The sequence below is a fragment of the Pseudomonas sp. Ps21-P2 genome, assembly GCF_039672565.1.
Lineage (GTDB): Bacteria > Pseudomonadota > Gammaproteobacteria > Pseudomonadales > Pseudomonadaceae > Aquipseudomonas.
In genome coordinates this window covers 514,310-536,910 of sequence record NZ_JBDFPL010000002.1, presented here as the reverse complement: position 1 = coordinate 536,910, position 22,601 = coordinate 514,310, and the positions used below count along the sequence as shown (strand labels likewise).

24 protein-coding genes are annotated in these 22,601 nt (G+C 61.3%); 8 read left to right on the top strand and 16 right to left on the bottom strand.

Annotation, left to right across the window (positions count from 1 at the left end):
• Positions 1 to 29 precede the first annotated feature (29 nt).
• From ABEH28_RS06220 to ubiE, 9 genes are read right to left on the bottom strand one after another with little or no spacing between them, the layout of a single operon-like run.
• Positions 30 to 737 (bottom strand): 16S rRNA (uracil(1498)-N(3))-methyltransferase, encoded by a 708-nt coding sequence (locus tag ABEH28_RS06220; protein WP_346626924.1) that lies wholly within the window; start codon positions 735 to 737, stop codon positions 30 to 32.
• Positions 734 to 1,528 carry a twin-arginine translocase subunit TatC gene (gene tatC, locus ABEH28_RS06215; RefSeq protein WP_065986665.1) on the bottom strand — a complete coding sequence of 265 codons (795 nt, stop codon included), beginning with the start codon at positions 1,526 to 1,528 and terminating at the stop codon, positions 734 to 736. Before tatC ends, ABEH28_RS06220 begins: the two co-directional genes overlap by 4 nt.
• Positions 1,525 to 2,100, bottom strand: a complete 576-nt coding sequence (gene tatB / locus ABEH28_RS06210) for a Sec-independent protein translocase protein TatB (protein ID WP_205485025.1) — start codon at positions 2,098 to 2,100, stop codon at positions 1,525 to 1,527. The genes tatC and tatB overlap by 4 nt, the downstream gene beginning before the upstream one ends.
• Before the next feature lie 10 nt (positions 2,101 to 2,110).
• A complete protein-coding gene (locus ABEH28_RS06205) occupies positions 2,111 to 2,395 on the bottom strand; it encodes a twin-arginine translocase TatA/TatE family subunit (RefSeq protein WP_065986662.1) in 285 nt (94 codons plus the stop codon).
• A 42-nt stretch (positions 2,396 to 2,437) separates the two neighbouring features.
• Positions 2,438 to 2,770 (bottom strand): phosphoribosyl-ATP diphosphatase, encoded by a 333-nt coding sequence (locus ABEH28_RS06200; RefSeq protein ID WP_192171226.1) that lies wholly within the window; start codon positions 2,768 to 2,770, stop codon positions 2,438 to 2,440.
• A 2-nt stretch (positions 2,771 to 2,772) separates the two neighbouring features.
• Positions 2,773 to 3,165 (bottom strand): phosphoribosyl-AMP cyclohydrolase, encoded by a 393-nt coding sequence (gene hisI / locus ABEH28_RS06195; protein WP_074890798.1) that lies wholly within the window; start codon positions 3,163 to 3,165, stop codon positions 2,773 to 2,775.
• Between the two features lie 56 nt (positions 3,166 to 3,221).
• Positions 3,222 to 4,841, bottom strand: a complete 1,620-nt coding sequence (ubiB, locus tag ABEH28_RS06190) for a ubiquinone biosynthesis regulatory protein kinase UbiB (RefSeq protein WP_282373361.1) — start codon at positions 4,839 to 4,841, stop codon at positions 3,222 to 3,224.
• Positions 4,838 to 5,461 carry an SCP2 sterol-binding domain-containing protein gene (locus ABEH28_RS06185; protein WP_346629409.1) on the bottom strand — a complete coding sequence of 208 codons (624 nt, stop codon included), beginning with the start codon at positions 5,459 to 5,461 and terminating at the stop codon, positions 4,838 to 4,840. Before ABEH28_RS06185 ends, ubiB begins: the two co-directional genes overlap by 4 nt.
• Positions 5,461 to 6,231 carry a bifunctional demethylmenaquinone methyltransferase/2-methoxy-6-polyprenyl-1,4-benzoquinol methylase UbiE gene (ubiE, locus tag ABEH28_RS06180; RefSeq protein ID WP_122534362.1) on the bottom strand — a complete coding sequence of 257 codons (771 nt, stop codon included), beginning with the start codon at positions 6,229 to 6,231 and terminating at the stop codon, positions 5,461 to 5,463. The genes ABEH28_RS06185 and ubiE overlap by 1 nt, the downstream gene beginning before the upstream one ends.
• A gap of 141 nt (positions 6,232 to 6,372) precedes the next feature.
• On the opposite strand from ubiE, the gene ABEH28_RS06175 reads away from it, so the two are divergent.
• A complete protein-coding gene (locus tag ABEH28_RS06175; RefSeq protein WP_346629408.1) occupies positions 6,373 to 6,651 on the top strand; it encodes a polyhydroxyalkanoic acid system family protein in 279 nt (92 codons plus the stop codon).
• A gap of 16 nt (positions 6,652 to 6,667) precedes the next feature.
• Here the strand turns inward: ABEH28_RS06175 and ABEH28_RS06170 are convergent, their stop codons facing one another.
• From ABEH28_RS06170 to ABEH28_RS06145, 6 genes are all read right to left on the bottom strand, one after another.
• Positions 6,668 to 7,045, bottom strand: a complete 378-nt coding sequence (locus tag ABEH28_RS06170; RefSeq protein WP_346626922.1) for a DUF971 domain-containing protein — start codon at positions 7,043 to 7,045, stop codon at positions 6,668 to 6,670.
• 127 nt (positions 7,046 to 7,172) lie between these two features.
• Complete coding sequence (hslU, locus tag ABEH28_RS06165) at positions 7,173 to 8,510, bottom strand: ATP-dependent protease ATPase subunit HslU (protein ID WP_346629407.1); 1,338 nt, start codon at positions 8,508 to 8,510, stop codon at positions 7,173 to 7,175.
• Positions 8,511 to 8,579: 69 nt separating this feature from the next.
• Positions 8,580 to 9,110 (bottom strand): ATP-dependent protease subunit HslV, encoded by a 531-nt coding sequence (gene hslV / locus ABEH28_RS06160; RefSeq protein WP_065986638.1) that lies wholly within the window; start codon positions 9,108 to 9,110, stop codon positions 8,580 to 8,582.
• A 276-nt stretch (positions 9,111 to 9,386) separates the two neighbouring features.
• Positions 9,387 to 10,076: an SPOR domain-containing protein gene (locus tag ABEH28_RS06155; protein ID WP_192171219.1), complete on the bottom strand. Its 690-nt coding sequence runs from the start codon at positions 10,074 to 10,076 to the stop codon at positions 9,387 to 9,389.
• Between the two features lies 1 nt (position 10,077).
• Positions 10,078 to 11,823, bottom strand: a complete 1,746-nt coding sequence (gene argS / locus ABEH28_RS06150) for an arginine--tRNA ligase (protein ID WP_346629406.1) — start codon at positions 11,821 to 11,823, stop codon at positions 10,078 to 10,080.
• Positions 11,824 to 11,943: 120 nt separating this feature from the next.
• Positions 11,944 to 14,163: a primosomal protein N' gene (locus ABEH28_RS06145; RefSeq protein ID WP_346629405.1), complete on the bottom strand. Its 2,220-nt coding sequence runs from the start codon at positions 14,161 to 14,163 to the stop codon at positions 11,944 to 11,946.
• A 168-nt stretch (positions 14,164 to 14,331) separates the two neighbouring features.
• Here ABEH28_RS06145 and rpmE point away from each other — a divergent pair, with 168 nt between their 5' ends.
• From rpmE to ABEH28_RS06130, 3 genes are all read left to right on the top strand, one after another.
• The gene (gene rpmE, locus ABEH28_RS06140) at positions 14,332 to 14,565 is read left to right on the top strand and encodes a 50S ribosomal protein L31 (RefSeq protein WP_065986634.1); all 234 of its coding nucleotides are present in this window, start codon (positions 14,332 to 14,334) and stop codon (positions 14,563 to 14,565) included.
• A 23-nt stretch (positions 14,566 to 14,588) separates the two neighbouring features.
• Positions 14,589 to 15,392, top strand: a complete 804-nt coding sequence (locus ABEH28_RS06135; protein ID WP_346629404.1) for a thermonuclease family protein — start codon at positions 14,589 to 14,591, stop codon at positions 15,390 to 15,392.
• 178 nt (positions 15,393 to 15,570) lie between these two features.
• A complete protein-coding gene (locus ABEH28_RS06130; RefSeq protein WP_282368788.1) occupies positions 15,571 to 16,839 on the top strand; it encodes a malic enzyme-like NAD(P)-binding protein in 1,269 nt (422 codons plus the stop codon).
• A gap of 243 nt (positions 16,840 to 17,082) precedes the next feature.
• Here the strand turns inward: ABEH28_RS06130 and ABEH28_RS06125 are convergent, their stop codons facing one another.
• Positions 17,083 to 19,560, bottom strand: a complete 2,478-nt coding sequence (locus ABEH28_RS06125; protein ID WP_346629403.1) for a penicillin-binding protein 1A — start codon at positions 19,558 to 19,560, stop codon at positions 17,083 to 17,085.
• A 206-nt stretch (positions 19,561 to 19,766) separates the two neighbouring features.
• On the opposite strand from ABEH28_RS06125, the gene ABEH28_RS06120 reads away from it, so the two are divergent.
• From ABEH28_RS06120 to ABEH28_RS06105, 4 genes are read left to right on the top strand one after another with little or no spacing between them, the layout of a single operon-like run.
• On the top strand, positions 19,767 to 20,831 hold the full coding sequence (locus tag ABEH28_RS06120) for a pilus assembly protein PilM (RefSeq protein ID WP_074890782.1): 1,065 nt from the start codon (positions 19,767 to 19,769) through the stop codon (positions 20,829 to 20,831).
• Positions 20,831 to 21,400 carry a PilN domain-containing protein gene (locus ABEH28_RS06115; protein WP_192171214.1) on the top strand — a complete coding sequence of 190 codons (570 nt, stop codon included), beginning with the start codon at positions 20,831 to 20,833 and terminating at the stop codon, positions 21,398 to 21,400. Before ABEH28_RS06120 ends, ABEH28_RS06115 begins: the two co-directional genes overlap by 1 nt.
• The gene (pilO, locus tag ABEH28_RS06110) at positions 21,397 to 22,044 is read left to right on the top strand and encodes a type 4a pilus biogenesis protein PilO (protein WP_346629402.1); all 648 of its coding nucleotides are present in this window, start codon (positions 21,397 to 21,399) and stop codon (positions 22,042 to 22,044) included. The genes ABEH28_RS06115 and pilO overlap by 4 nt, the downstream gene beginning before the upstream one ends.
• Entirely contained in the window at positions 22,041 to 22,568 is a 528-nt protein-coding gene (locus ABEH28_RS06105) for a pilus assembly protein PilP (protein ID WP_065986622.1), read from the top strand. The genes pilO and ABEH28_RS06105 overlap by 4 nt, the downstream gene beginning before the upstream one ends.
• Positions 22,569 to 22,601: the final 33 nt, after the last annotated feature.

Sequence of the window (22,601 nt, the reverse complement as noted above, 5' to 3'; positions counted from 1 at the left end):
GGTGTCCCCATGTTCGATGTGCGCGGGCCCTAGAACAACCGGGCGAGCAGCGCGGTGACGGCGGTTTCGACGCGCAGGATCCGCGCGCCCAGCTGGACTGGAGTCAGGCCCGAGGCCTGCAGCAAATCAACTTCGTAGGGAATCCAGCCACCTTCAGGGCCGATCGCCAGGGTGACAGGCTGCTCAACCGCACGCGGGCAGGCGGGGAAGTCACCCGGATGACCGACCAACCCCAACGTTCCGTCCACAATGGCGGGCAGTCGGTCCTCAACGAAGGGCTTGAAACGCTTCTCGATGATGATCTCCGGCAGCACGCTGTCCCGGGCCTGTTCCAGCCCGAGAATCAACTGTTCGCGGATGGCCGCAGGCTCCAGAAAAGGCGTCTGCCAGAAGCTTTTTTCGACGCGGTAACTGTTGACCAGGATGACCTTGGGCACCCCCATCGTCGCTACGGTCTGAAACACCCGGCGCAGCATCTTCGGGCGGGGCAGTGCCAGGATCAGCGTCAGAGGGAGTTTGGCCGGCGGGGCGTGCTCGAAGCTCACTGACAGCTCGGCTTCCCGCGCTTCCAGCCGCAGCAGTTGCGCACTGCCCAGCAGTCCGCCCATACGGCCGACCCGCAGGCTGTCGCCCACTTCACTGCGATGCACTTCCTGCATGTGCTTGAGGCGCCGATCACGCAGCACCACCCGGTCCGCCGCGATGAAGTCGGCGTCCTCAAGCAACAGCAGGTTCACGGCTGGGTCGCTGGCGGTTGGCTCTGTTCGTCTTCGGCTTTTTCGTCGTCTTCATGATCGCCGCGCTTAGTGATCATCGAACTGCACAACACGCCGATTTCAAACAGCAGCCACATCGGCACAGCCAGCAGGGTCTGCGAAAAGATGTCCGGCGGGGTGAGGATCATGCCCACCACGAAGCAGCCGATCACCACGTACGGGCGAATCTTCTTCAGGTATTTGACGTCGACGATGCCGATCCACACCAGCAGCACAACCGCCACCGGGATCTCGAACGCCACACCAAACGCCAGGAACAGCGTCATGACGAAGTCCAGGTAGCTGGCAATGTCCGTCATCATCGACACGCCTTCCGGCGTAACGCTGGCGAAAAAGTGGAAAATCAGCGGGAAGACCAGAAAGTAGGCAAATGCCATCCCGGCATAGAACAGGATGATGCTGGAGATCAACAGCGGCACTGCCACGCGTTTTTCATGTTTGTACAGCCCCGGCGCGATGAAGCCCCAGATCTGATACAGAATCACCGGCATCGCCAGGAACAGCGCCACCATCATCGTCAGCTTGAACGGCGTAATGAACGGCGAGGCCACATCGGTCGCGATCATCGTGGCGCCATCAGGCAGAAACTTGCGCAGCGGGGCAGAGACGAAGGTGTAGATCTTCTGGGTGAAGTAGAACAGCGCGCCGAAGATCACGAAAATCGCCAGCACGCAGCGCAGCAGTCGCGAGCGCAGTTCTGTCAGGTGCGAGACCAGCGGCATTTGCTGGTCATTTTCCGGAATTTCGCTCATGGGGCTCGTGGTGGCAGTGACGAATCGTTGGCAGAAGGCGCACTTTGCACCCCGGTCGCAGGGGTGATGACCGGCGCAGGTGCGGGTGCAGATTCTGGTGCAGCAGGCGCGGCAGGCCCAACGTGAGCAGGCGGCGGTGTGACCGACGCACTTTCAGCCGGAGCGGCCGGGCCAATGTCCGCGCTCTGTACCGGAGATGCGGCACCTATAACCGGCGCTGTAGAGGCCGGAGCCGGTGAAACCGGCGTCTCGGCGACAGGTTCGGCCGGCGCTGGCGCAACAGTTGCCGCCGGGGCCGCCGGGGCGACAGGCGCAGCAGGCGGTTGCTGCGGCTGCATGATTTTGCGGGCTTCTTCTTCCAGCGAAAGAATGTGCTCGTTGTGCAGCTGACGCCGAATTTCGTCAGCGCCGATTTCGCGCTCAACTTCCTGTTTGATCGCATTGAAGCTGCGTTTCAGGCGGCCGATCCAGAGCCCGGCCGTCCGTGCTGCGCCCGGCAGACGCTCGGGGCCCAGCACCAGCAGGGCAACGAGGCCGACCAGCAGCAGTTCAGAAAAGCTGATACCAAACATGCGTCACGACCTAGTCTTTGCGGAGGGGGTCTTCGACTCGTTGTGCCTGAGCGTCGATGGTGTGCGGCTGGTGCAGCGGCTGAGTCGGAGGCACCGGCTGCGCGGTCGGCTGTGGCTGAACCGGCGGCTGCACCGTTGGCTCTTCCGGATGCTTGTCATCGTCATTCATGGCCTTGCGAAAGCCCTTGATCGACTCACCTACGTCAGTCCCCAGGTTCTTGAGTTTCTTGGTGCCGAACACCAGCACGACAACCACAAGAATGACGATCCAGTGTTTCCAGTCAAAAATGCCCATGACGCGTTCCTCACAAGAAATTTCGGGCCGCAGCCCAGGTGTTTATTCCGCCGAGCGAGACGCTTTCTCGGCGTGTCCGGACAGGCCGAAGCGGCGGTCCAGCTCATCGAGCACGGCTTGCGGGTGTTGACCCAGTTGGGCAAGCATTACCATGCTGTGGAACCACAAGTCGGCGGTTTCGTAGACGACATCACTGCAGTCACCGCTGATGGCAGCGTCCTTGGCAGCAATTATGGTTTCGACCGACTCCTCGCCGACCTTCTCCAGAATCTTGTTCAGTCCCTTGTGATAAAGGCTGGCGACGTAAGAAGAGTCGGCAGCCGCGCCCTTGCGTGCTTCAAGCACCTCGGCAAGGCGTGACAAGGTATCAGTCATGTTCAGTGTCCTGCTTGGTAAATGGCATCCGGGTCTTTGAGCACCGGGTCCACGGTCTTCCAGCCGGCGTCGTCGTAGACGCGGTAGAAGCAGCTCTCGCGGCCAGTATGGCAAGCGATGCCGCCGATTTGCTCGACCATCAGGATAATGACGTCGGCATCACAGTCCAGGCGCAGTTCATGAAGCTTCTGCACGTGGCCCGATTCTTCGCCCTTTCGCCACAACTTGCCACGTGAACGTGACCAATAGATAGCGCGCTGTTCGCTGGCAGTCAGGCTCAAGGCTTCGCGGTTCATCCAGGCCATCATCAGCACGCGACCGGTCTTGTGGTCCTGCGCGATGGCGGGCACCAGACCGTCCTTGTCCCACTTAATCTCGTCCAGCCAGTCTTTCATCATCGGCTCCGGCCGTTCCAGGGGAGGGTTAGTGTGCCAGCGGCTCGCGCCGATGGCTATCGGCGAACGACCAGATAGACGCCTGCCGCCAGCATCAGCAAGGCAGGCCAGGCGCTCAGCGTGTTCAGCGCTTCGCCGGTCTGGGTATGGGTGATCGCCAACAGAACGCCACCGGCCAGCAGGCCAGCGCCGAGCAAGCGAAGGGCCCAATGATCGCCGTCGCGCCGATAGGGCGGGGGCGGATCGTGGCGATGGGGCTGCGACAGACGCTCGAGTAAATCCCGGGTCATGTTCGCCAGATGCGGAATCTGTTCGACCTGCGACTGCAGATTGCCGAGCAGGGTCTTGGGGCTGACGCGTTCGCGCATCCAGCGTTCGAGGAACGGCTGCGCAGTCGCCCAGAGATCCAGCTCCGGGTACAGCTGACGGCCCAGGCCTTCGATGTTGAGCAGCGTCTTTTGCAGCAGCACCAGTTGCGGCTGCACTTCCATGTTGAAGCGGCGAGCGGTCTGGAACAGGCGCATCAGCACCTGACCAAAGGAAATGTCCTTCAGCGGTTTTTCGAAGATCGGCTCGCACACCGTCCGGATGGCCGCTTCGAATTCATTCAGCTTGGTCTCGGCCGGCACCCAGCCCGAGTCAATGTGCAGCTGAGCCACACGGCGATAGTCACGCTTGAAGAACGCAAACAGGTTGCGCGCCAGATAGTCCTGATCCTCAGGGGTCAGGCTGCCGACAATGCCGCAGTCGATGGCAATGTACTGCGGATCCCACGGCGTGACCGTGCTGACGAAAATGTTGCCGGGGTGCATGTCGGCGTGGAAAAAGCTGTCACGGAAGACTTGGGTGAAGAACAGCTCGACGCCGCGCTCGGCCAGCTTCTTCATGTCGGTGCGCTGATCGGCGAGGGTTGCCAGATCGGTCACTTGCACGCCGTAGATGCGCTCCATGACCAACACCTTCGGCCGGCACCAGTCCCAATAGACCTGCGGCACGTAAAGCATGGTCGAGCCTTCGAAGTTACGGCGCAGCTGGCTGGAGTTTGCCGCCTCGCGCAACAGGTCGAGTTCGTCGTAGATGGTTTTTTCGTAATCGGCGACCACGTCCACCGGGTGCAGCAGACGCGCATCAGCCGAAACCCGCTCGGCAATCTTCGCCAGGATGAATAGCCACGCCAGGTCAGAGCCGATGATCGGCTTCAGGCCTGGCCGCACGACCTTCACCACCACTTCTTCGCCTGTTTTCAGGCGCGCGGCGTGGACTTGAGCGACAGACGCCGAAGCCAGCGGGGCCACGTCGAAACGACTGAAGACCTCGCTGATCTTCGCGCCCAGCTGTGATTCGATCAGCGCAACGGCTTTGGCGGAGTCGAACGGCGGCACGCGGTCCTGCAGCATCATCAGCTCGTCGGCGACGTCTTCAGGCAGCAGGTCACGGCGGGTGGACAGCAGCTGCCCAAACTTGATGAAAATCGGCCCCAGGTCCTGCAACGCCAGCCGCAGACGCGCGCCACGGCTCAGTTCGTTCTTGCGCCGCGGCAGCCAGCGCCATGGCAGTACAAAGCGCACGGCCAGCAGCCACCACGGCAGGGGCAGGGCGAACAACAGATCATCAAGGCGGTAACGGATTACGACACGCTGGATGCGAAACAGGCGGCGGACGGCAAGCAGGCTCATGCGTTATCGCTGGATTTGAGGGAGTGGGCCAGACGCTCGAAGCGGGCTTCGAGGCGTTCCAGGTCTTGTTTGGTCTGATCCAGTTCGGCGAAGCGGGCTTCGGCCTCGCGTTTGCCGACCAGCGTGCGGGATTCTTCGGCCAGGTATTCGGCCAGGTTGTGGCTGAGGCTGGCTGCGCTGTCGCGGGTCCAGCGCGCGCTGTTGCGCAGGTGTCCGCCGATCAGGGGCGCCGCGACGGGACCGAGCCAGCGTTGCAGCTCGTATTCCCAGTCGAGGTCCAGGTCCTGCAGCACGCCCGCCAGCTCAAGCAGCACGGCGCTTTCGCCATCCAGCTCGACTTCCGGGCTGTGCAGCACGGCATTTTTGTCATTGCTCATCGCCAGGCGCATCAGGCTCGCAGCGGGGGCGCGCAGGGTTACGTCGGCACCGCCTTCCCAGTTCGCCGCCAGCATCAGGCCGTCGTCGCTGGGCAGTACGTGAAGATGAAACGCCGGGCTGGTGCACTCGATCGCGATGACCTTGCCGCTCAGCCGGTCAAGGCGTGGCAAGGCAGTGCTGTCCATGCGCAGCACGCGGTTGATGCCGTGCTCGGCACTGGCGAGCAAGCCGTTGATCAGCATCAGGGCTTGATGCCCCGGTGCAGCGCGACGATGCCGGAGGTCATGTTGTGGTAGGTCACGCGGTCGAAACCGGCCTGGACCATCATCGACTTCAGGGTTTCCTGATCAGGGTGCATGCGGATCGACTCTGCCAGGTAACGGTAGCTTTCCGAATCGTTGGTGATCAACTTGCCGGCCAGCGGCATGAAGGCGAACGAGTAGGCGTCGTAGATCTTGGACATGACTTTGCTGGTGGGCTTGGAGAATTCCAGCACCAGCAAACGACCGCCCGGCTTGAGCACGCGCAGCATGGAGCGGATGGCGTCCTCCTTGTGGGTCACGTTGCGCAGGCCGAAGGCGATGGTCACGCAGTCGAAGTAGTTGTCGGGGAACGGCAGCTTTTCAGCGTCGGCCTGGACGAACTTGATGTTGCCGGCCACGCCGCGATCCAGCAGGCGGTCACGACCGACCTTGAGCATCGAAGCGTTGATGTCGGCCAGTACGACTTCGCCGGTCGGGCCTACAAGATGGGAGAACTTCTTCGCCAGATCACCGGTGCCGCCCGCGATGTCGAGCACGCGGTTGCCGCTGCGAACGCCGGACAGTTCGATGGTGAAGCGCTTCCAGAGGCGATGCATGCCGCCGGACAGTACGTCGTTCATCAGGTCATATTTGGCCGCGACGGAGTGAAATACCTCGGCGACTTTCTCGGCCTTCTGGCTTTCCGGTACGTTTTTGTAACCGAAGTGGGTGATGGGTTCGGCATCGCTGCCTTTGCGCGGATCATTCATATCGCTGTCACCGGAATAAAGTGGCGCCATTCTAATCGTCGGGGCTGGCTTTGTCTTGACAAGGCTCACGGCCAACAGTTTCTTCGGTCCGGGCCGCTGGTATAGTGCGCCGACGATTTAAGCCGAAGCAGGAGCCCGTCAGTGGCCAGAATTACCGTGGAACGCCAGCACACGCTGGGAAAGGAAAAGGCCCGCGAGAAGGCTGAGATCATGCTGCAGAAACTGTCCGACAAGTACGGCATCGAGCACGAGTGGACAGGCGACACCGTCGCCCTGGAAGGCAAGGGTGCCAAGGGCACGGTCGCTGTCGAAGATGAGTGGGTGAGGGTAAACATCGACCTCAACTTCTTCCTCTCGGCCATGAGCGGTTCGATTCAGACCGAAGTTGAACGGCAGCTGGATAAGGTGTTGACCGCCTGAAGCCCGGAAAGAAGGGCTAGAGCATCAGCTTGATGACTTGCTCGGAAGGGTCGCGGGATTTGCCGGCGGCCTTGAGCTCGGCCAAATACTCGTCCCACAGTTGCGTCTGGCGTTGCGCCAGTTGCTCCAGGTATTCCCAAGTAAACAGCCCGCTGTCATGACCGTCGTCGAAGGTCAGCTTCAGCGCGTACTGGCCGGCGGGCTCGACCTTGGTGAGCCCGACGCCCAGTTTGCCGAACTGCAGAATCGGATTGCCATGGCCCTGCACCTCCGCCGACGGCGAGTGCACCCGCAGGAACTCCGCCGGCAAGCGGTATTCCTCATCCGGCCCGTATTTCAGGCTGAGGACTTTCGAGGCTTTGTGCAGCTGGATAGCGGTGGGGATGCGGGTCATAGAGGTAATCTCAGCTACAAGCTACAAGCTACAAGCTACAAGCTACAAGCTACAAGCTCCAAGCGAAGCAGATTCGTGCAGCCAGTGAAATCTGCTTGCCGCTTGAAGCTAACCGCTTGCAGCTGCTTTAAAGGATATAGCGCGACAGATCTTCGTCTTCCGCCAGCTCACCCAGGTGACTGTTCACGTATTCAGCGTCGATCTGGATCGTCCCGCCATCCTGCGCGCCTGCCAGGTCGCCGGCACTGAAAGAAACCTCTTCCAGCAACCGCTCAAGCAGCGTGTGCAAGCGACGCGCACCGATGTTCTCGGTTTTCTCGTTGACCTGCCAGGCGATCTCGGCCAGGCGCTTGATGCCATCCGGCAGGAACGCAATGTTCAGGCCTTCGGTCTTCAGCAGCTCCCGGTATTGCTCGGTCAGCGACGCATGGGGTTCGGTCAGGATGCGTTCGAAATCCTGCGGGCTCAGCGCTTTCAGCTCGACACGAATCGGCAGACGACCCTGCAGCTCAGGCACCAGATCGCTTGGCTTGCTCAGGTGGAATGCACCAGATGCAATGAACAGAATGTGGTCGGTCTTGACCATGCCCAGCTTGGTGTTAACGGTGCAGCCTTCGATCAGTGGCAGCAAGTCGCGCTGCACGCCTTCGCGGGACACATCGGCGCCGCCAACATTGCCGCGCTTGGCCACTTTGTCGATCTCGTCGATGAACACGATGCCATGCTGCTCAACCGCTTCCAGCGCCTTGGCTTTCAGTTCTTCATCGTTGACCAGACGGCCCGCTTCTTCATCGCGAACCATCTTCAGCGCGTCCTTCACTTTCAGCTTGCGGCTCTTCTTCTTGCCCTTGCCCATGTTGGCAAACAGGCTTTGCAACTGGTTGGTCATCTCTTCCATGCCCGGCGGCGCGGAAATGTCGACGCCGCCCATCTCAGCGACCTCGATCTCGATTTCCTTGTCGTCCAGTTGGCCTTCGCGCAGGCGCTTGCGGAACAGCTGGCGGGTGTTGGAATCGCTGCCTGGGGACGCGTCCTCGTTGAAGCCCGCGCGTGCCGGTGGCAGCAGGGCGTCGAGAATGCGGTCTTCGGCGGCGTCTTCGGCGCGGTGGCGAACCTTGGTGATTTCCTGTTCACGCAGCAGCTTCATCGCGGCGTCGGCGAGATCACGGATGATCGACTCGACGTCGCGGCCTACGTAGCCGACTTCGGTGAATTTGGTCGCTTCGACCTTGATGAACGGCGCGTTGGCGAGTTTCGCCAGACGACGGGCGATTTCGGTTTTACCGACGCCGGTCGGGCCGATCATCAGGATGTTCTTGGGGGTGACTTCGACGCGCAGCTCTTCGGGTAACTGCATTCGGCGCCAGCGATTACGCAGCGCGATGGCGACGGCGCGTTTGGCATCGTCCTGGCCGATGATATGGCGATTGAGTTCGTGGACGATTTCACGGGGAGTCATGGACATGGTTTTCAACGGTCCTCGGCAGATGGCAAGTCGGGCAGGCCGCGATGAATGGCGGCCGGCACCTCAGGCTTACTCGGCGAGGTCCTGCTCCTCAATGGTGATGTTGTGGTTGGTGAAGACGCAGATGTCGCCGGCAATGTGCAGGGCGGTTTCGGCGATTTCACGGGCAGAGAGTTCGGTCTTCAGCAGCAATGCGCGGGCAGCGGCCTGGGCGAAGGCGCCGCCGGAACCCATAGCGATCAGGCCGTCTTCGGGCTCAACGACGTCACCGTTACCGGTAATGATCAGCGAAGCGTCCTTGTTGGCAACGGCCAGCATGGCTTCAAGGCGACTCAGGGAGCGGTCGGTACGCCATTCTTTCGCCAGCTCGACGGCGGCGCGAATGAGGTGACCCTGGTGTTTTTCCAGTTGGGCTTCGAAACGCTCGAACAGGGTGAAGGCGTCAGCGGTGGCGCCTGCGAAACCGGCGATGACCTGGCCGTGGTAAAGGCGCCGGACTTTCTTGGCGTTGCCTTTCATGACGGTATTGCCCAGGGAAACCTGGCCGTCACCGGCCATGACGACTTTGCCTTGGCGGCGCACTGAAACGATGGTGGTCAAGGGGAGAGTCTCCACGCTGCGGGGCGAAAATGCCCTGATGGAAACTCATATGGGGGTGGGGGCGGGTATTTCAACCGTTGAGTGGGTTGAGGGATGAATGGTGGTGCGTCAGGTTGCTTCAAGTTTGCGTAGGAGTGAGCTTGCTCGCGATTGCGGTCAATCAGGCACCCATTATGTTGGATGAGCCGATTTCATCGCGAGCAAGCTCACTCCTACAACTGATCGCCCCCGCGTGGAGCGGGGCCAATTTTTTGCCCTGCAGCGGGTGGCAGTGCCTTAGCGGGCCTGGCGCTGTTGCAGCAGCAGGTTGCTGAAACCGCCACCTGCCAACTGCTTCTGCGCTGTGGTCAGCTGTTCGCGGTTGCTGAACGGGCCGACCAGCACGCGGTACCAGGTTTCATCCTTCACCGTGCCTGACTCCACAGTCGACGTTTGCCCCAGCAGAATGATCTGCGCGCGCACCTTCTCGGCGTCGGCCTGTTTGCGGAACGAGCCCGCTTGCAGGAAGAACGTCGTCACCGCCGCCGGCTTGGTCACCGGAGGCGCTGGCGGTGGCGTCAGACCGCTGAGCGCCGCCTGGGCGCGAGCGGTGTCGATCTTCGCGGCCACTTCAGGCGTAACCGGCGTGCTTGGCGCAACGACCGGTGGCGTCTTCTCCGGTACTGCTTCGTTCGGCACGATGACTTCCGACTCAGGCAACAGCGTGTAGAAGTCGTATTTCGGCTTCACAGGCGCGGTCGGGCTGGGCGGCGTCTTGTTTGCTTCGGCAATCTTCGCGGCCTTGGCTTCAGCCTTGACGCGCTTGATGTCGTCGCCGCTGCCGGGTTCGAGCTTCATCAGGAAAACAACGAACGCGCCGACGGTCAGGCCGATCGCCATCCACACCCAGCCCGGAATCGGCTTCTTGGCGGGTGCCTGATACCGGCTGGCGCCGCGCTTGGGAGCAGGTTTTTTTTTAACGGCCAACTTACATACGCTCCAGAGTGTCCAGACCCAGCAACTGCAGGCCTTGCTTGAGGGTGCGACCGGTCAGGGCGGCGAGGCGCAGACGGCTTTGCTGTTGTTCAGGGTTTTCCGCCGCCAGGATCGGGCAGTTCTCGTAGAAACTGGAGAACAGGCCGGCGAGGTCATACAGATACGCGCAGAGCACGTGAGGTGTGCCCTTGTCAGCAACGGTGTTCACGGTCTCGCCGAACTGCGCCAGGCGCGCGGCCAGGTCTTGCTCCTGGGCGGCGTCCAGGATGATTTGGCCCTCGCTCGCGTTGAAGCTTTCGCCCTTTTCTTCGAGCTTGCGGAACACGCCGGCCACGCGGGTGTAGGCGTACAGCAGATAAGGCGCGGTGTTGCCTTCGAAGCTGAGCATCTGGTCGAAGTTGAAGCTGTAGTCGCTGGCGCGATGCTTGGACAGGTCCGCGTATTTCACCGCGCTGATGCCCACGGCCTTGGCGATCGAGCGCAACTCGTCTTCGGCGACGTCCGGGTTTTTCTCTTTGACCAGCGTGTAGGCGCGCTCTTCGGCTTCATCGAGCAGGTCGACCAGCTTGACCGTGCCGCCATCGCGGGTCTTGAACGGACGGCCATCGGCGCCGTTCATGGTGCCGAAGCCCATGTGCTCCATCTGCATGCCGTTGGTGACGAAGCCTGCGCGGCGCGCCACTTCGAAGACCTGCTGGAAGTGCAGCGCCTGACGCTGATCGACGAAATACAGCGCGCGATCGGCTTTCAGCACGTTGCTGCGGTAGCGAATGGCGGCGAGGTCGGTGGTGGCATAGAGATAACCGCCACCGGCCTTTTGCACGATCACCGGCAGCGGCGTGCCTTCGGCGGTTTTGAATTCTTCAAGAAACACACACTGCGCGCCGTTGCTCTCGACCAGCAGTCCGGCCTTCTTCAGGTCGGCGACGACATTGGCGAGGTCGTCGTTGTAGGCGCTTTCGCCCATGACGTCCTTCGGCGTGAGTTTGACGTTCAGGCGTTCGTACACTTCCTGACAGTGGGACAGCGAGATGTCCTTGAATCGCGTCCACAGGTTCAGGCACTCGGCGTCCCCGGCTTGCAGCTTGACCACAAGCCCACGTGCGCGCTCGGCGAACTCTTCGGACTCGTCGAAACGGCCCTTGGCGGCGCGGTAGAAGTTTTCGAGGTCAGCCAGCTCATCGCTGGTCGCCGGGGTTTCCTGCAGATAGGCCAGCAGCATGCCGAACTGAGTGCCCCAATCGCCGACGTGGTTCTGACGGATCACGGTGTCGCCAAGAAACTCAAGGACGCTGGCCACGCCGTCGCCAATGATGGTCGAGCGCAAATGGCCAACGTGCATCTCTTTCGCCAGGTTCGGCGCGGACAGGTCGACCACAACGCGTTGAGCAGGGCCGTTCTTGCGCACGGACAAGGTCGCGTCGGCGAGGGCTTCATCAAGGCGCGAAGCCAGGGCCTGGGTGTTCTGGAAGAAATTGAGGAAACCGGGGCCGGCGATGTCGACCTGGGTGATCTGCTCGTCCGCGGGCAGCGCGGCGACGATTTTCTCGGCCAGGTCACGCGGCTTCATGCCCGCAGGCTTGGCCAGCATCATGGCGATATTGCTGGCGAAGTCGCCGTTTTTCTTGTCCTTGGCGTTCTCCACCTGAATCGCCGGCGTCAGCCCCTCCGGCAAGACGCCATCGGTGACGAGTTGGCTCAGAGCTTGTTGAATCAGCTGGCGAATGGTGTCTTTCATGGTGCTCTCTTTCGACCGCAAGCGCGGCCGCGCCTGGATGCGCGGGTGGAAAAACTGGGCATTATCCGTGGCCGGGGCCACCTTGCCAACCGCGCTGGATGCGCGGTCAACCGATGCGAATCAATAAAGGTCCACCGGATCCACGTCCAGCGACCATCTGACCTGGCGCCCGCTGGGCATGTTTTCCAGTGTCAGCAACCAGGTCGCGAGCAGCTTGTGCAGCGGCGCGCGGGCGTTGGCCTGGACCAGCAACTGAGCGCGATAGCGCCCGGCGCGTCGTTCCATCGGTGCCGGAACCGGGCCCAGCAGCTCAATGCCGCCCAGCGCCAGGTCCTTCAGCAAGCGCTCGGCTTCGGTGCAGGCCTCGTCGAGAAAACCCTCGGCCTGACCCGGCTTGTGCGCTTCGGCGCGCAACAGCGCTAGGTGCGAAAACGGCGGCAGCCCGGCGGCGCGACGTTCGCTCAAGGCCTGCTCGGCAAACGCGAAATAGCCCTGTTCGGTGAGTTGAATCAATAAAGGATGGTCGGCCAGGTGAGTCTGGATGATCACCTTGCCCGGCTCTTCGGCGCGCCCGGCTCTGCCTGCGACCTGCACAATCAATTGCGCCATGCGCTCGCTGGCGCGGAAGTCGCCGGAGAACAGCCCGCCATCGGCATCGAGAATCGACACCAGCGTCACGCGCGGGAAATGATGCCCTTTGGCGAGCATTTGCGTGCCCACCAGAATGCAGGGCTGGCCTTTCTGGATGGTCGCGAACAGCTGATTCATCGCGTCCTTGCGCGAGGTGCTGTCCCGATCAACGCGCAAGACCGGGTAGTCGGGGAACAGAATCGCCAGCCGCTCCTCGGCACGCTCGGTCCCCGCACCCACCGGGCGCAGATCGACCTTGCCGCACGCCGGGCAATTGCGTGGCACCCGTTCGACATGGCCGCAATGGTGACAACGCAGCTCGCCCGAGCGCTGGTGCACGGTCATGCGGGCGTCACAGCGAGGGCATTCCGACAGCCAGCCACAGTCGTGACACAGCAGCGTCGGGGCAAAGCCTCGCCGGTTGAGGAACACCAGCACTTGCTGGCCCGCCGCCAGAGTCTGACCGATGGCTTGCTGCATCGGGCCCGAGATGCCGCTGTCGAGGGGGCGGCTTTTGACATCCAGGCGCAGGAAGCGGGGTTGCTGAGCACCACCCGCGCGCTGATTCAGACGCAGGAGCGCGTATCGACCGGTGTGGGCGTTGTGCAGACTTTCCAGCGAAGGCGTCGCCGAGCCGAGGACGATCGGGATGTCCTCCTGATGCGCCCTCACCAGCGCCAGATCCCGGGCGTGATAGCGCAGGCCTTCCTGCTGTTTATAGGAGCCGTCGTGCTCCTCGTCGATGATGATCAGCCCGGGGTTTTTCATCGGGGTGAACAGCGCCGAGCGGGTGCCGATGATGATGTCGGCTTCGCCATCGCGCGCCGCCAGCCAGGCGTCCAGCCGGTCGCGATCATTGACTGCCGAATGCAGCAGCGCGATGCGCGCGTTGAAACGCTGCTCGAAGCGCGCCAGGGTCTGCGGACCCAGGTTGATTTCCGGAATCAGCACCAGCGCCTGCTTGCCCGCTTCCAGCGTTTCGCGGATGAGCTGCAGATACACCTCGGTCTTGCCGCTGCCGGTGACACCCGCCAGCAGTGAGGCATGAAAGCTGCCGAAACCCGAGCGGATGGCTTCATAGGCGGCCCGCTGCTCAGTGTTGAGCGGCAGTTCCGGCTGCGCCAGCCAGTGCTCGTGCCGCTCGACCGGCCCATGACCGCGCACCTCGACGGTCACCAGTCCCTTGGCGAGCAGCAGATTCAGGCTGTCCCGGTTGAGCATCAGCTTGCTCAGCAACTGGTGAGCCACGCCGTGGGGGTGCTGGGCCAGGGTGCGCAGCGCTTCCTTTTGTTTGGGCGCCCGGGCGATGCGCGGGTCATCGACGCTGGCATCCGGCGCCGCGTGCCAGAAACGCTCCTGCCGCGCTTCCGCCGGCTCGCCCTGACGCAGCAACACTGGCAACGCCCAACTGAGCGTGTCGCCCAGGCTGTGCTGGTAATACTGGGCCGTCCACAGGCACAACTTGAACAGTGCGGGCGGCAACGGCGGTTCGGCATCCAGCACAGCAATGGCCGGCTTGAGCTTGTCGGCCGGCACGTCGCTGTGATCGACGAGTTCCACCAGCACGCCGATCATTTCCCGACGGCCAAATGGCACGCGCAGGCGCATCCCCGGCTGCAACGTACTGCGCGCCACACCTGCGGGGGCAAGGTAGTCGAACAGGCGACGCAGCGGCGAGGGCAGGGCGAGGCGCAAGATGGCGTCGGGCACGCGGGGGATATCCTGTTACGGAGTATGACGAAGGGCGCGATCTTAGCAGACGACCGGCGTGAACGTTCCCTTGCGTGATTGGCGTTGTCTGTTAATATGCGCGGCCTAATTCCGTGCGGTATTCAACAATAGTGTTGGGTGGCGGCACGATAGCCTGAGGAAATGCCCATGAAAGCTGATATCCATCCAGTTTACGAAGCCATTGACGCAACCTGCAGCTGCGGCAATGTCATCAAAACCCGTTCCACACTGGCCAAGCCTCTGAGCCTGGACGTGTGCAACGAGTGCCACCCGTTCTACACCGGCAAGCAAAAAACTCTGGACGTTGGCGGTCGTGTCGACAAGTTCAAGTCGCGTTTCGGTGCATTCGGTCCTACCAAAGCTCCTGCTGCTGCAGAGTAAGGTTGGCCGTTCTGGAGTCGCCGATGCGTTTCTCCAGGCTGCTTAAGAAGGCGTCCCTCGCGGGCGCCTTTTTTATGTCCGCGATTTGGCTTTCGACGGCCCAGGCCTTGTGCCCTGCGCCGCCGTCGCTGCCCGTGGTTCAGGTGCAGCGAGTGGTCGATGGCGACACGGTGCGTCTGACAGATGGTCGCAGCGTTCGCATGATTGGCCTCAATACGCCGGAAACCGGCAAAAAGGGTCAGTCAGCCCAGCCGTTTGCAGATGTGGCGAAGCGTCGTTTGCAGGCGTTGATCGATGCCAGTGATGGGCAGGTCAGGCTGCGCGTGGGTGAAGAGCCGACCGATCATTACGGCCGTACTCTCGCTAACGTCTATGGCCGTGATGGTGCCAGCCTTGAGGCGCAACTGCTTGCCGAGGGCCTTGGCTATCTCGTCGCGGTTTCCCCGAACGTTGCGCTGGTCAGCTGCCAGCAGGCCGCAGAGCAGTCAGCTCGACAGGCCGGCCTGGGTCTGTGGCGCAATTCGCCGGTTCAACCGGCCGAGCAGATCAGCACCGGCGGGTTCGCGCTGGTCAGCGGGCGCGTGACCAGCGTGCAGCGCAATGGCGGCGGCCTGTGGATCGAATTCGGCGATTCATTGGTGCTGCGCATTGCGCCCAAGCTGCTCGGCCAGTTCGACACTGCCGCACTGCAGCGCTTGAAGGGGCAGCGAATCGAAGCCCGTGGCTGGGTGGTCGATCGTTCGCGTCGGGGCGCTCTGAAATCAGGTCAACCGCGCTGGATGATGTCGATCACTCACCCTGCAATGTTGGATACAGTTAATAAATAAATTGTAGACATTTTTGCTGAGGATTGTTGCCGCTCCAGGCCTTATGTTCTGCGGCTCTACGCTGAAAGTCGTAGATGCGGCCTCTTGACACAGGTGACCCGCCAGTCTTGTTAGGACTTTATGACTTGCGTATGCTCGGCGGTCCGTCTGTCCAACAGCAAAAAAGCGGAATGCCCCCATGTCAGATTTGAAAACTGCCGCTCTCGAATATCACGCTCATCCCCGTCCGGGGAAACTCAGCGTCGAGCTCACCAAAGCCACTGCCACCGCTCGTGATCTGTCGCTGGCCTACAGCCCGGGTGTGGCTGAGCCGGTCCGCGAAATCGGTCGCGATCCGGAACTTGCCTACAAGTACACCGGCAAGGGCAACCTGGTAGCGGTCATCTCTGATGGCACCGCGATTCTGGGTCTGGGTAACCTCGGGCCTCTCGCGTCCAAGCCGGTTATGGAAGGCAAAGGCGTGCTGTTCAAGCGCTTTGCCGGTATCGATGTGTTCGATATCGAAGTCGATTCGGAAAGCCCGCAGGCCTTCATCGACACCGTGCGACGCATCTCCATCACCTTCGGCGGCATCAACCTGGAAGACATCAAGGCACCTGAGTGCTTCGAGATCGAAAAGGCGCTGATCGAGCAGTGCGACATCCCTGTTTTCCACGATGACCAGCACGGCACCGCGATCGTTACCGCAGCCGGCATGATCAACGCGCTGGAAATTGCTGGCAAAACCCTGGAAGCGGCGAAGATCGTCTGCCTGGGTGCTGGCGCTGCGGCCATCTCCTGCATGAAGTTGCTGGTGAGCATGGGCGCGAAGATCGAAAACATCTTCATGATCGACCGCAACGGCGTGGTTCACGACGGGCGTACCGATCTGAACCAGTACAAGGCGCAGTTCGCTCACTCCACCGAAAAGCGCACGCTGGCCGATGCACTGGAAGGCGCCGACGTGTTCGTCGGTCTGTCCGGTCCGAACCTGCTGAGCGCTGAAGGCCTGAAGTCGATGGCGGCCAACCCGATCGTGTTCGCCTGCTCGAACCCGGATCCGGAGATCTCGCCAGAACTGGCTCACGCCACCCGCAGCGACGTGATCATGGCCACCGGCCGTTCGGACTACCCGAACCAGGTCAACAACGTGCTGGGCTTCCCGTTCATCTTCCGTGGCGCACTCGACGTTCGCGCCAAGCGCATCAACGAAGAGATGAAGATCGCCGCGGCCAACGCTTTGCGCGAACTGGCCAAGCTGCCAGTGCCTCAGGAAGTCTGCGACGCCTACGGCGGCATCGCCCTGGAATTCGGTCGTGAGTACATCATCCCGAAACCACTGGACGTGCGCCTGCTGACTATCGTTTCCGATGCCGTGGCTAAGGCCGCCATCGAGAGCGGTGTCGCAACCCTGCCGTATCCAAAGCACTACCCGCTGAAAAGCGTGGATGACGTGTTTAACGGCTGATAGCAATGCCCACAAAAAACCCAGCCAAGTGCTGGGTTTTTTATGGGTGCTCGTTTTGCTGTCCGGCTGGACACAACACCTTTGTTCAGGATACGCAATCCTTGTGGGAGTGAGCTTGCTCACGAAGACGGTGCTTCAACCGCTGAAGATGCAGCGGATGTTCCGACCTTTTCGCGAGCAAGCTCGCTCCCACATGGACGGTGTTGATGCCTGAGGATCACCCGCCTACTGATCTACGCCTCACTAGAACAAATCGATCGGCGCCGACTCATCCGCCGGCAGCGGGCTGCCTGGAGGCGGGCTGCCGCCGAGTTCGTTCACGCTAGGCGGTGTGTCCTCGCTCTTGAACAGTTCGAAGAACGCGCCCGGCGTGCTCGGTGTGGCGGAGCGGCCGCTGACGGGATCGATGCGCAGGCTGAGGATGCCATCCGGTTCGGCTTGAACGTGTGGCGGTTTGTCCTTCAGCGCGGCGCTCATGTACTTCATCCAGATCGGCAGCGCGACCGTGCCGCCGAACTCATGGCGACCCAGGCTTTCCGGCTGATCGAAACCGGTCCAGACCGTCGTCACGTAATCCGCGTTATAGCCCGTGAACCACGCGTCTTTCGAATCGTTGGTAGTCCCGGTTTTACCGGCGATGTCCGGACGGTTCATCGCCAGGGCACGGCGGCCAGTACCGCGTTTGATCACGTCCTGCAGCATGCTGTTGAGGATGTAGACCGTGCGACCGTCAACGATCCGTTCAGCGACCACGGGGGCGGGCGCTGCACCCGACGCGTCGAGTGCGTTCGGTACGACGTTGGCCGTCAACGGCGGGGTCTCTGGCGCTGCATAGGTCGATGCACTGCTGATGGCCGCTTCGCTGACCGCTTTCGGGTTCGGGTCGTTGGCAGGCACTGTCGGCGGGTTGGCCACGAACAGGGTTTTGCCTTCACGGTCCTCGATCTTCTGGATGAGGTACGGACTGATCTTGTAGCCGCCGTTGGCGAACGCACTCCAGCCGCCGACGATTTCCATCGGCGTCAGGGTTGCAGTGCCCAGTGCGAGGGACAGGTTGGGCGGCAAGTCCTGTTTGTTGAAGCCAAAGCGGGTGATGTAGTTGATCGCGGTGTTCACGCCCAGGCTTTGCAGCAGGCGGATCGACACCAGGTTACGTGACTTGTACAGCGCCTCGCGCAGCCGAATCGGACCGAGGAAGGTGCCGGTGTCGTTCTTTGGCCGCCATACTTTGTCGATGGCCTCGTCGACGAATACGATCGGCGCGTCGTTGACCAGGCTGGCGGCGGTGTAGCCGTTGTCCAGCGCCGCCGAATACAGGAACGGCTTGAAGCTGGAGCCCGGCTGACGCTTGGCCTGCATCGCGCGGTTGTAGTTGCTTTGCTCGAACGCGAAGCCGCCGACCAGCGCACGAATCGCGCCGTTCTGCGGATCCAGCGAAACCAGCGCGCTCTGCGCCACCGGAAGCTGGCTGAACTTGAGCGAGTTGTCCGGCTGACGCTGCAGGCGCACCAGATCGCCGACATGGGCGACATCGCCGGGCTGTTTGGGATTGGCGCCGACGCTATTGGTGTTCAGGAACGCCTTGGCCCACTTCATGCTGTCCCAGGTGACGGTTTCTTCGTTCTCGCCATTGCGGGTCAGGACGCGGATGCCGGTCTTGTCGACCTGAGTGACGATGGCCGGCTCCAGACCGCTGATCGGACGCTGTTTGCTCAGCTCCTGAACCCAGCCCTCGCGGGTCAGGCCTGGGAATCGGCTCTCAGGCCCGCGATAGCCATGGCGCTGGTCGTATTCGATCAGGCCGTCCTGCACCGCCTTGTTGGCGTCTTCCTGCAGGCCGCTCGGGACAGTAGTGGTGACGCGGAAGCCTTCTGTGTAGGCTGCGCTGCCATAACGACCCACCATTTCGGCGCGCGCCATTTCAGCGATATACGGCGCGTTCACTTCAGGGCTCTGAACGTGATAGCTGGCGTTGATCGGCTCGGCAAGGGCGGTCTGGTAGGTGTTCTGGTCGATTTTCCCCAGCTTGAACATGCGGCCAAGAATCCAGTCGCGGCGCTCTTTGGCGCGCACCGGATTGGCCAGTGGGTTGAATCGTGACGGCGCCTTGGGCAGGCCGGCAATCATTGCCATCTGCGCAACGCTCAGGTCGCGGATGGATTTGCCGTAGTAAACCTGCGCTGCGGCCTCGATGCCGTAAGCGCGGTTACCCAGATAGATCTTGTTGACGTACAGCTCGAGAATCTCGTCCTTGGTAAGTTGGCGCTCGATTTGCAAGGCCAAGAGAATCTCGGTGGTTTTGCGCGAAAAACTGCGCTCGCTGGTCAGGAAATAGTTTTTCGCGACCTGCATGGTGATGGTCGAGCCGCCAGACTGAATGTGACCGCTCTTGACCAGTTGGCTGGCCGCGCGCATCAGGCTGCTCGGGTCCACGCCATAGTGGTTCTCGAAGTTGTCGTCTTCGGCGGACAGCAGGGCATGGATGAAATCGGGCGGAATGTCGGCGAAACGGATGGGAGAGCGGCGCATTTCGCCAAACTCTGCAATCAGCTTGCCGTCGCTGCTGAAGACGCGCAGCGGGATCTGCAGCTGGATGTTGCGCAGCGCATCGACCGATGGGAGGTTCGGGGCCAGGTAGAGAAAGGCGCCGCTCAGGCCGAGGAGCAGCCCGCAGACGACCGCGACGATGGACCACCAGACAAACTTCAGCAGGCGTATCAAGGCTTTTGGATTTCCAGAAAAAAGAATGAGTTAGACGCAGGCATTTACAAATGAACACGCCTTGAAGCTTTGGTACACGAAAAAAACGCTGGGCATTATAAGCATTTTTCGTCGTCGAGCGTTATTTGCGCTACTGTCAAGTCAGCCGACAGTGGCACTGGACTAGAAATCATCCGTAAGTGACGGAAACGCATAGGGAATCGGTTGTGTTCGAACTCTTCAGTAAGAAGGCCAACACCCTTCTGGGGATCGATATTAGCTCCACCTCGGTCAAGCTCCTGGAGCTAAGTCGTTCCGGCAACCGTTACAAGGTCGAGTCTTATGCGGTCGAGCCGCTGCCCGCCAACGCAGTGGTCGAAAAGAACATCGCGGAGCTCGAAGGCGTCGGCAGTGCTTTGACGCGTTTGCTCGTAAAAGCCAAGAGTAACGTCAAAATCGCGGCGGTTGCTGTCGCGGGTTCGGCTGTTATTACCAAGACCATCGAGATGGATGCGGGGCTTTCCGACGACGAGATGGAGAACCAGCTCAAGATCGAGGCCGATCAGTACATTCCCTATCCGCTGGAAGAAGTCGCCATCGATTTCGAAGTCCAGGGCTATTCAGCCCGTAATCCAGAACGCGTCGAAGTGTTGCTTGCCGCCTGCCGCAAGGAAAACGTCGAGGTGCGCGAAGCTGCTCTGGCACTGGCCGGGCTGACCGCTCGCGTGGTCGATGTCGAAGCCTACGCGTTGGAGCGCTCGTTCGGTCTGTTGTCCGCGCAGTTGGGCCAGGACCACGAACAGCTGACGGTCGCCGTCATCGACATCGGCGCGACGATGACCACCCTCAGCGTGCTGCACAACGGCCGCATCATTTATACCCGCGAACAATTATTTGGCGGTCGCCAGTTAACCGAAGAAATCCAGCGCCGTTATGGTTTGTCCGTCAGCGAGGCCGGGCTTGCGAAAAAGCAGGGCGGGCTCCCCGACGACTACGTCATGGAAGTCCTGCAGCCGTTCAAGGACGCCGTGGTGCAGCAGGTGTCCCGTTCGCTGCAGTTTTTCTTTGCGGCCGGCCAGTACAACCGCGTCGACTACATCATGCTGGCCGGCGGGACCGCCTCTATTTCCGGTCTTGATCGGCTGATCCAGGAGCGCCTCGGCACGCCAACGCTGGTGGCTAACCCCTTTGCTGACATGGCACTGAGCGTCAAGGTCAACGCAGGCGCGCTCGCCAGCGATGCTCCCGCACTGATGATCGCTTGCGGTCTGGCCCTGAGGAGCTTTGACTAATGGCACGGATCAACTTACTTCCCTGGCGCGAACAGCAACGCGAGGAGCGCAAGAAGCGCTTCATCCTGGCGCTGGCGGGTGTGCTGGTGCTGGGCATCGGCGCCATTCTTTTGGCTGATCAATATTTGAGCAGTGCCATTGCCCACCAAAACGCCCGCAATCAATTCATCAGGACCGAAATCGTCCAGCTCGACGCGCGCATCAAAGAGATCAGCGAGCTCAAGGCACGTCGCAAGCAACTGCTGGAGCGGATGAAGATCATTCAGGACCTGCAAGGCAACCGGCCGATCATCGGGCGCATCTTCGATCAGATGGCCCGCACCCTTCCCGATGGCGTCTATTTCAACGACGTGAAGATGACCGGGCAGATGATCAGCATTTCCGGGGCTGCCGAATCCAATAACCGGGTTTCGGATCTGCTGCGTAATCTGGATGCGTCTGACTGGCTTGAGTCGCCGAGTCTGACCGAGGTCAAGGCAAACACTGCGGCGGGCGGCGTGGATCAGACCAACACCTTCCAGTTGACGGTGCGTCAGACGCAACCAGCGGTTGAGGGGGTCAGGCCATGAACATGAATGATTGGCTCGATAGCCTGAAAAAGATCGACATCAACGACCTGGACATCAATAACCTGGGTTCCTGGCCCGCCGCGGTGAAGACCATTGCCGGCGCGTTGTTGCTGGCGCTGGTGTTGGCCGGTGGGTATTTCTTCTATATCCAGGACATGCAGGCTCAGCTCGATCAGGCCCGTGGCGAAGAGACCGCACTGAAAGAGCAGTTCGCGACCAAGGCGTATCAGGCTGCCAACCTCGCGGCTTACAAAAGCCAGATGGTGGAGATGGAGAACACCTTCGGCGCCTTGCTGCGGCAGTTGCCAAGCGACACCGAAGTCCCCGGCTTGCTGGAGGACATCACCCGCACCGGTCTGGGCAGCGGCCTGGAGTTCGAGGAGATCAAGCTGCTCCCCGAAGAGGCCCAGCAGTTTTATATCGAATTGCCGATCCAGATTACCGTGACGGGCAGTTATCACGACCTCGCGACCTTCGCCAGCGGCGTCGCCAGCCTGCCGCGAATCGTGACCCTGCATGACTTCGAGATCAAACCGCTGGACGCCAAGTCCCCCGGGAAGCTGCGCATGAGCATCCTTGCCAAGACCTACCGCTATAACGACAAAGGTCTTCAGAACGTCGACACGAAAGGGCCAGCGAAATGAGGGCGATGCGTTGGTTGTGCGTCGGCGTCACGCTGATGGGGCTCGCGGGTTGCGACAGCTCGAACGAATTTGACGATCTCAAGCAGTTCATGGCCGAGGTGCGCGCGCGGCCGGTGGGCACCATCGAGCCGATGCCCAAATTTCGGCCGTACGAAGCCTTTACTTATGCGGCGGCCAGTTTGCGCAGTCCGTTTCAGCCGCCGATCAAGATTGATCTGGTCAACCGTCCAAAGGGCTCGCACCTGGTGCAGCCTGATCCGACCCGGGTGAAGCAGTTCCTCGAAGGCTTCAACATCGACTCCTTTGAAATGGTCGGCACGTTGAGCAATGAAACCGGCACGTTCGCGCTGCTTCGCGGGGCGGGTGGCGTGCATCGGGTGAAAGTGGGCGATTATCTGGGACGTAACGATGGCCGGATCACGGCGATCACCGACTCGGCGGTGCAAGTGATGGAAATCGTTCCGGATGGAGAGGGGGCGTGGCTGGAGCGCCCGCTCAGTATTTCCCTCAAGGAGCGCTCATGAAGACGGCAAGCAAGCGAAGCACCTTCGGATCGG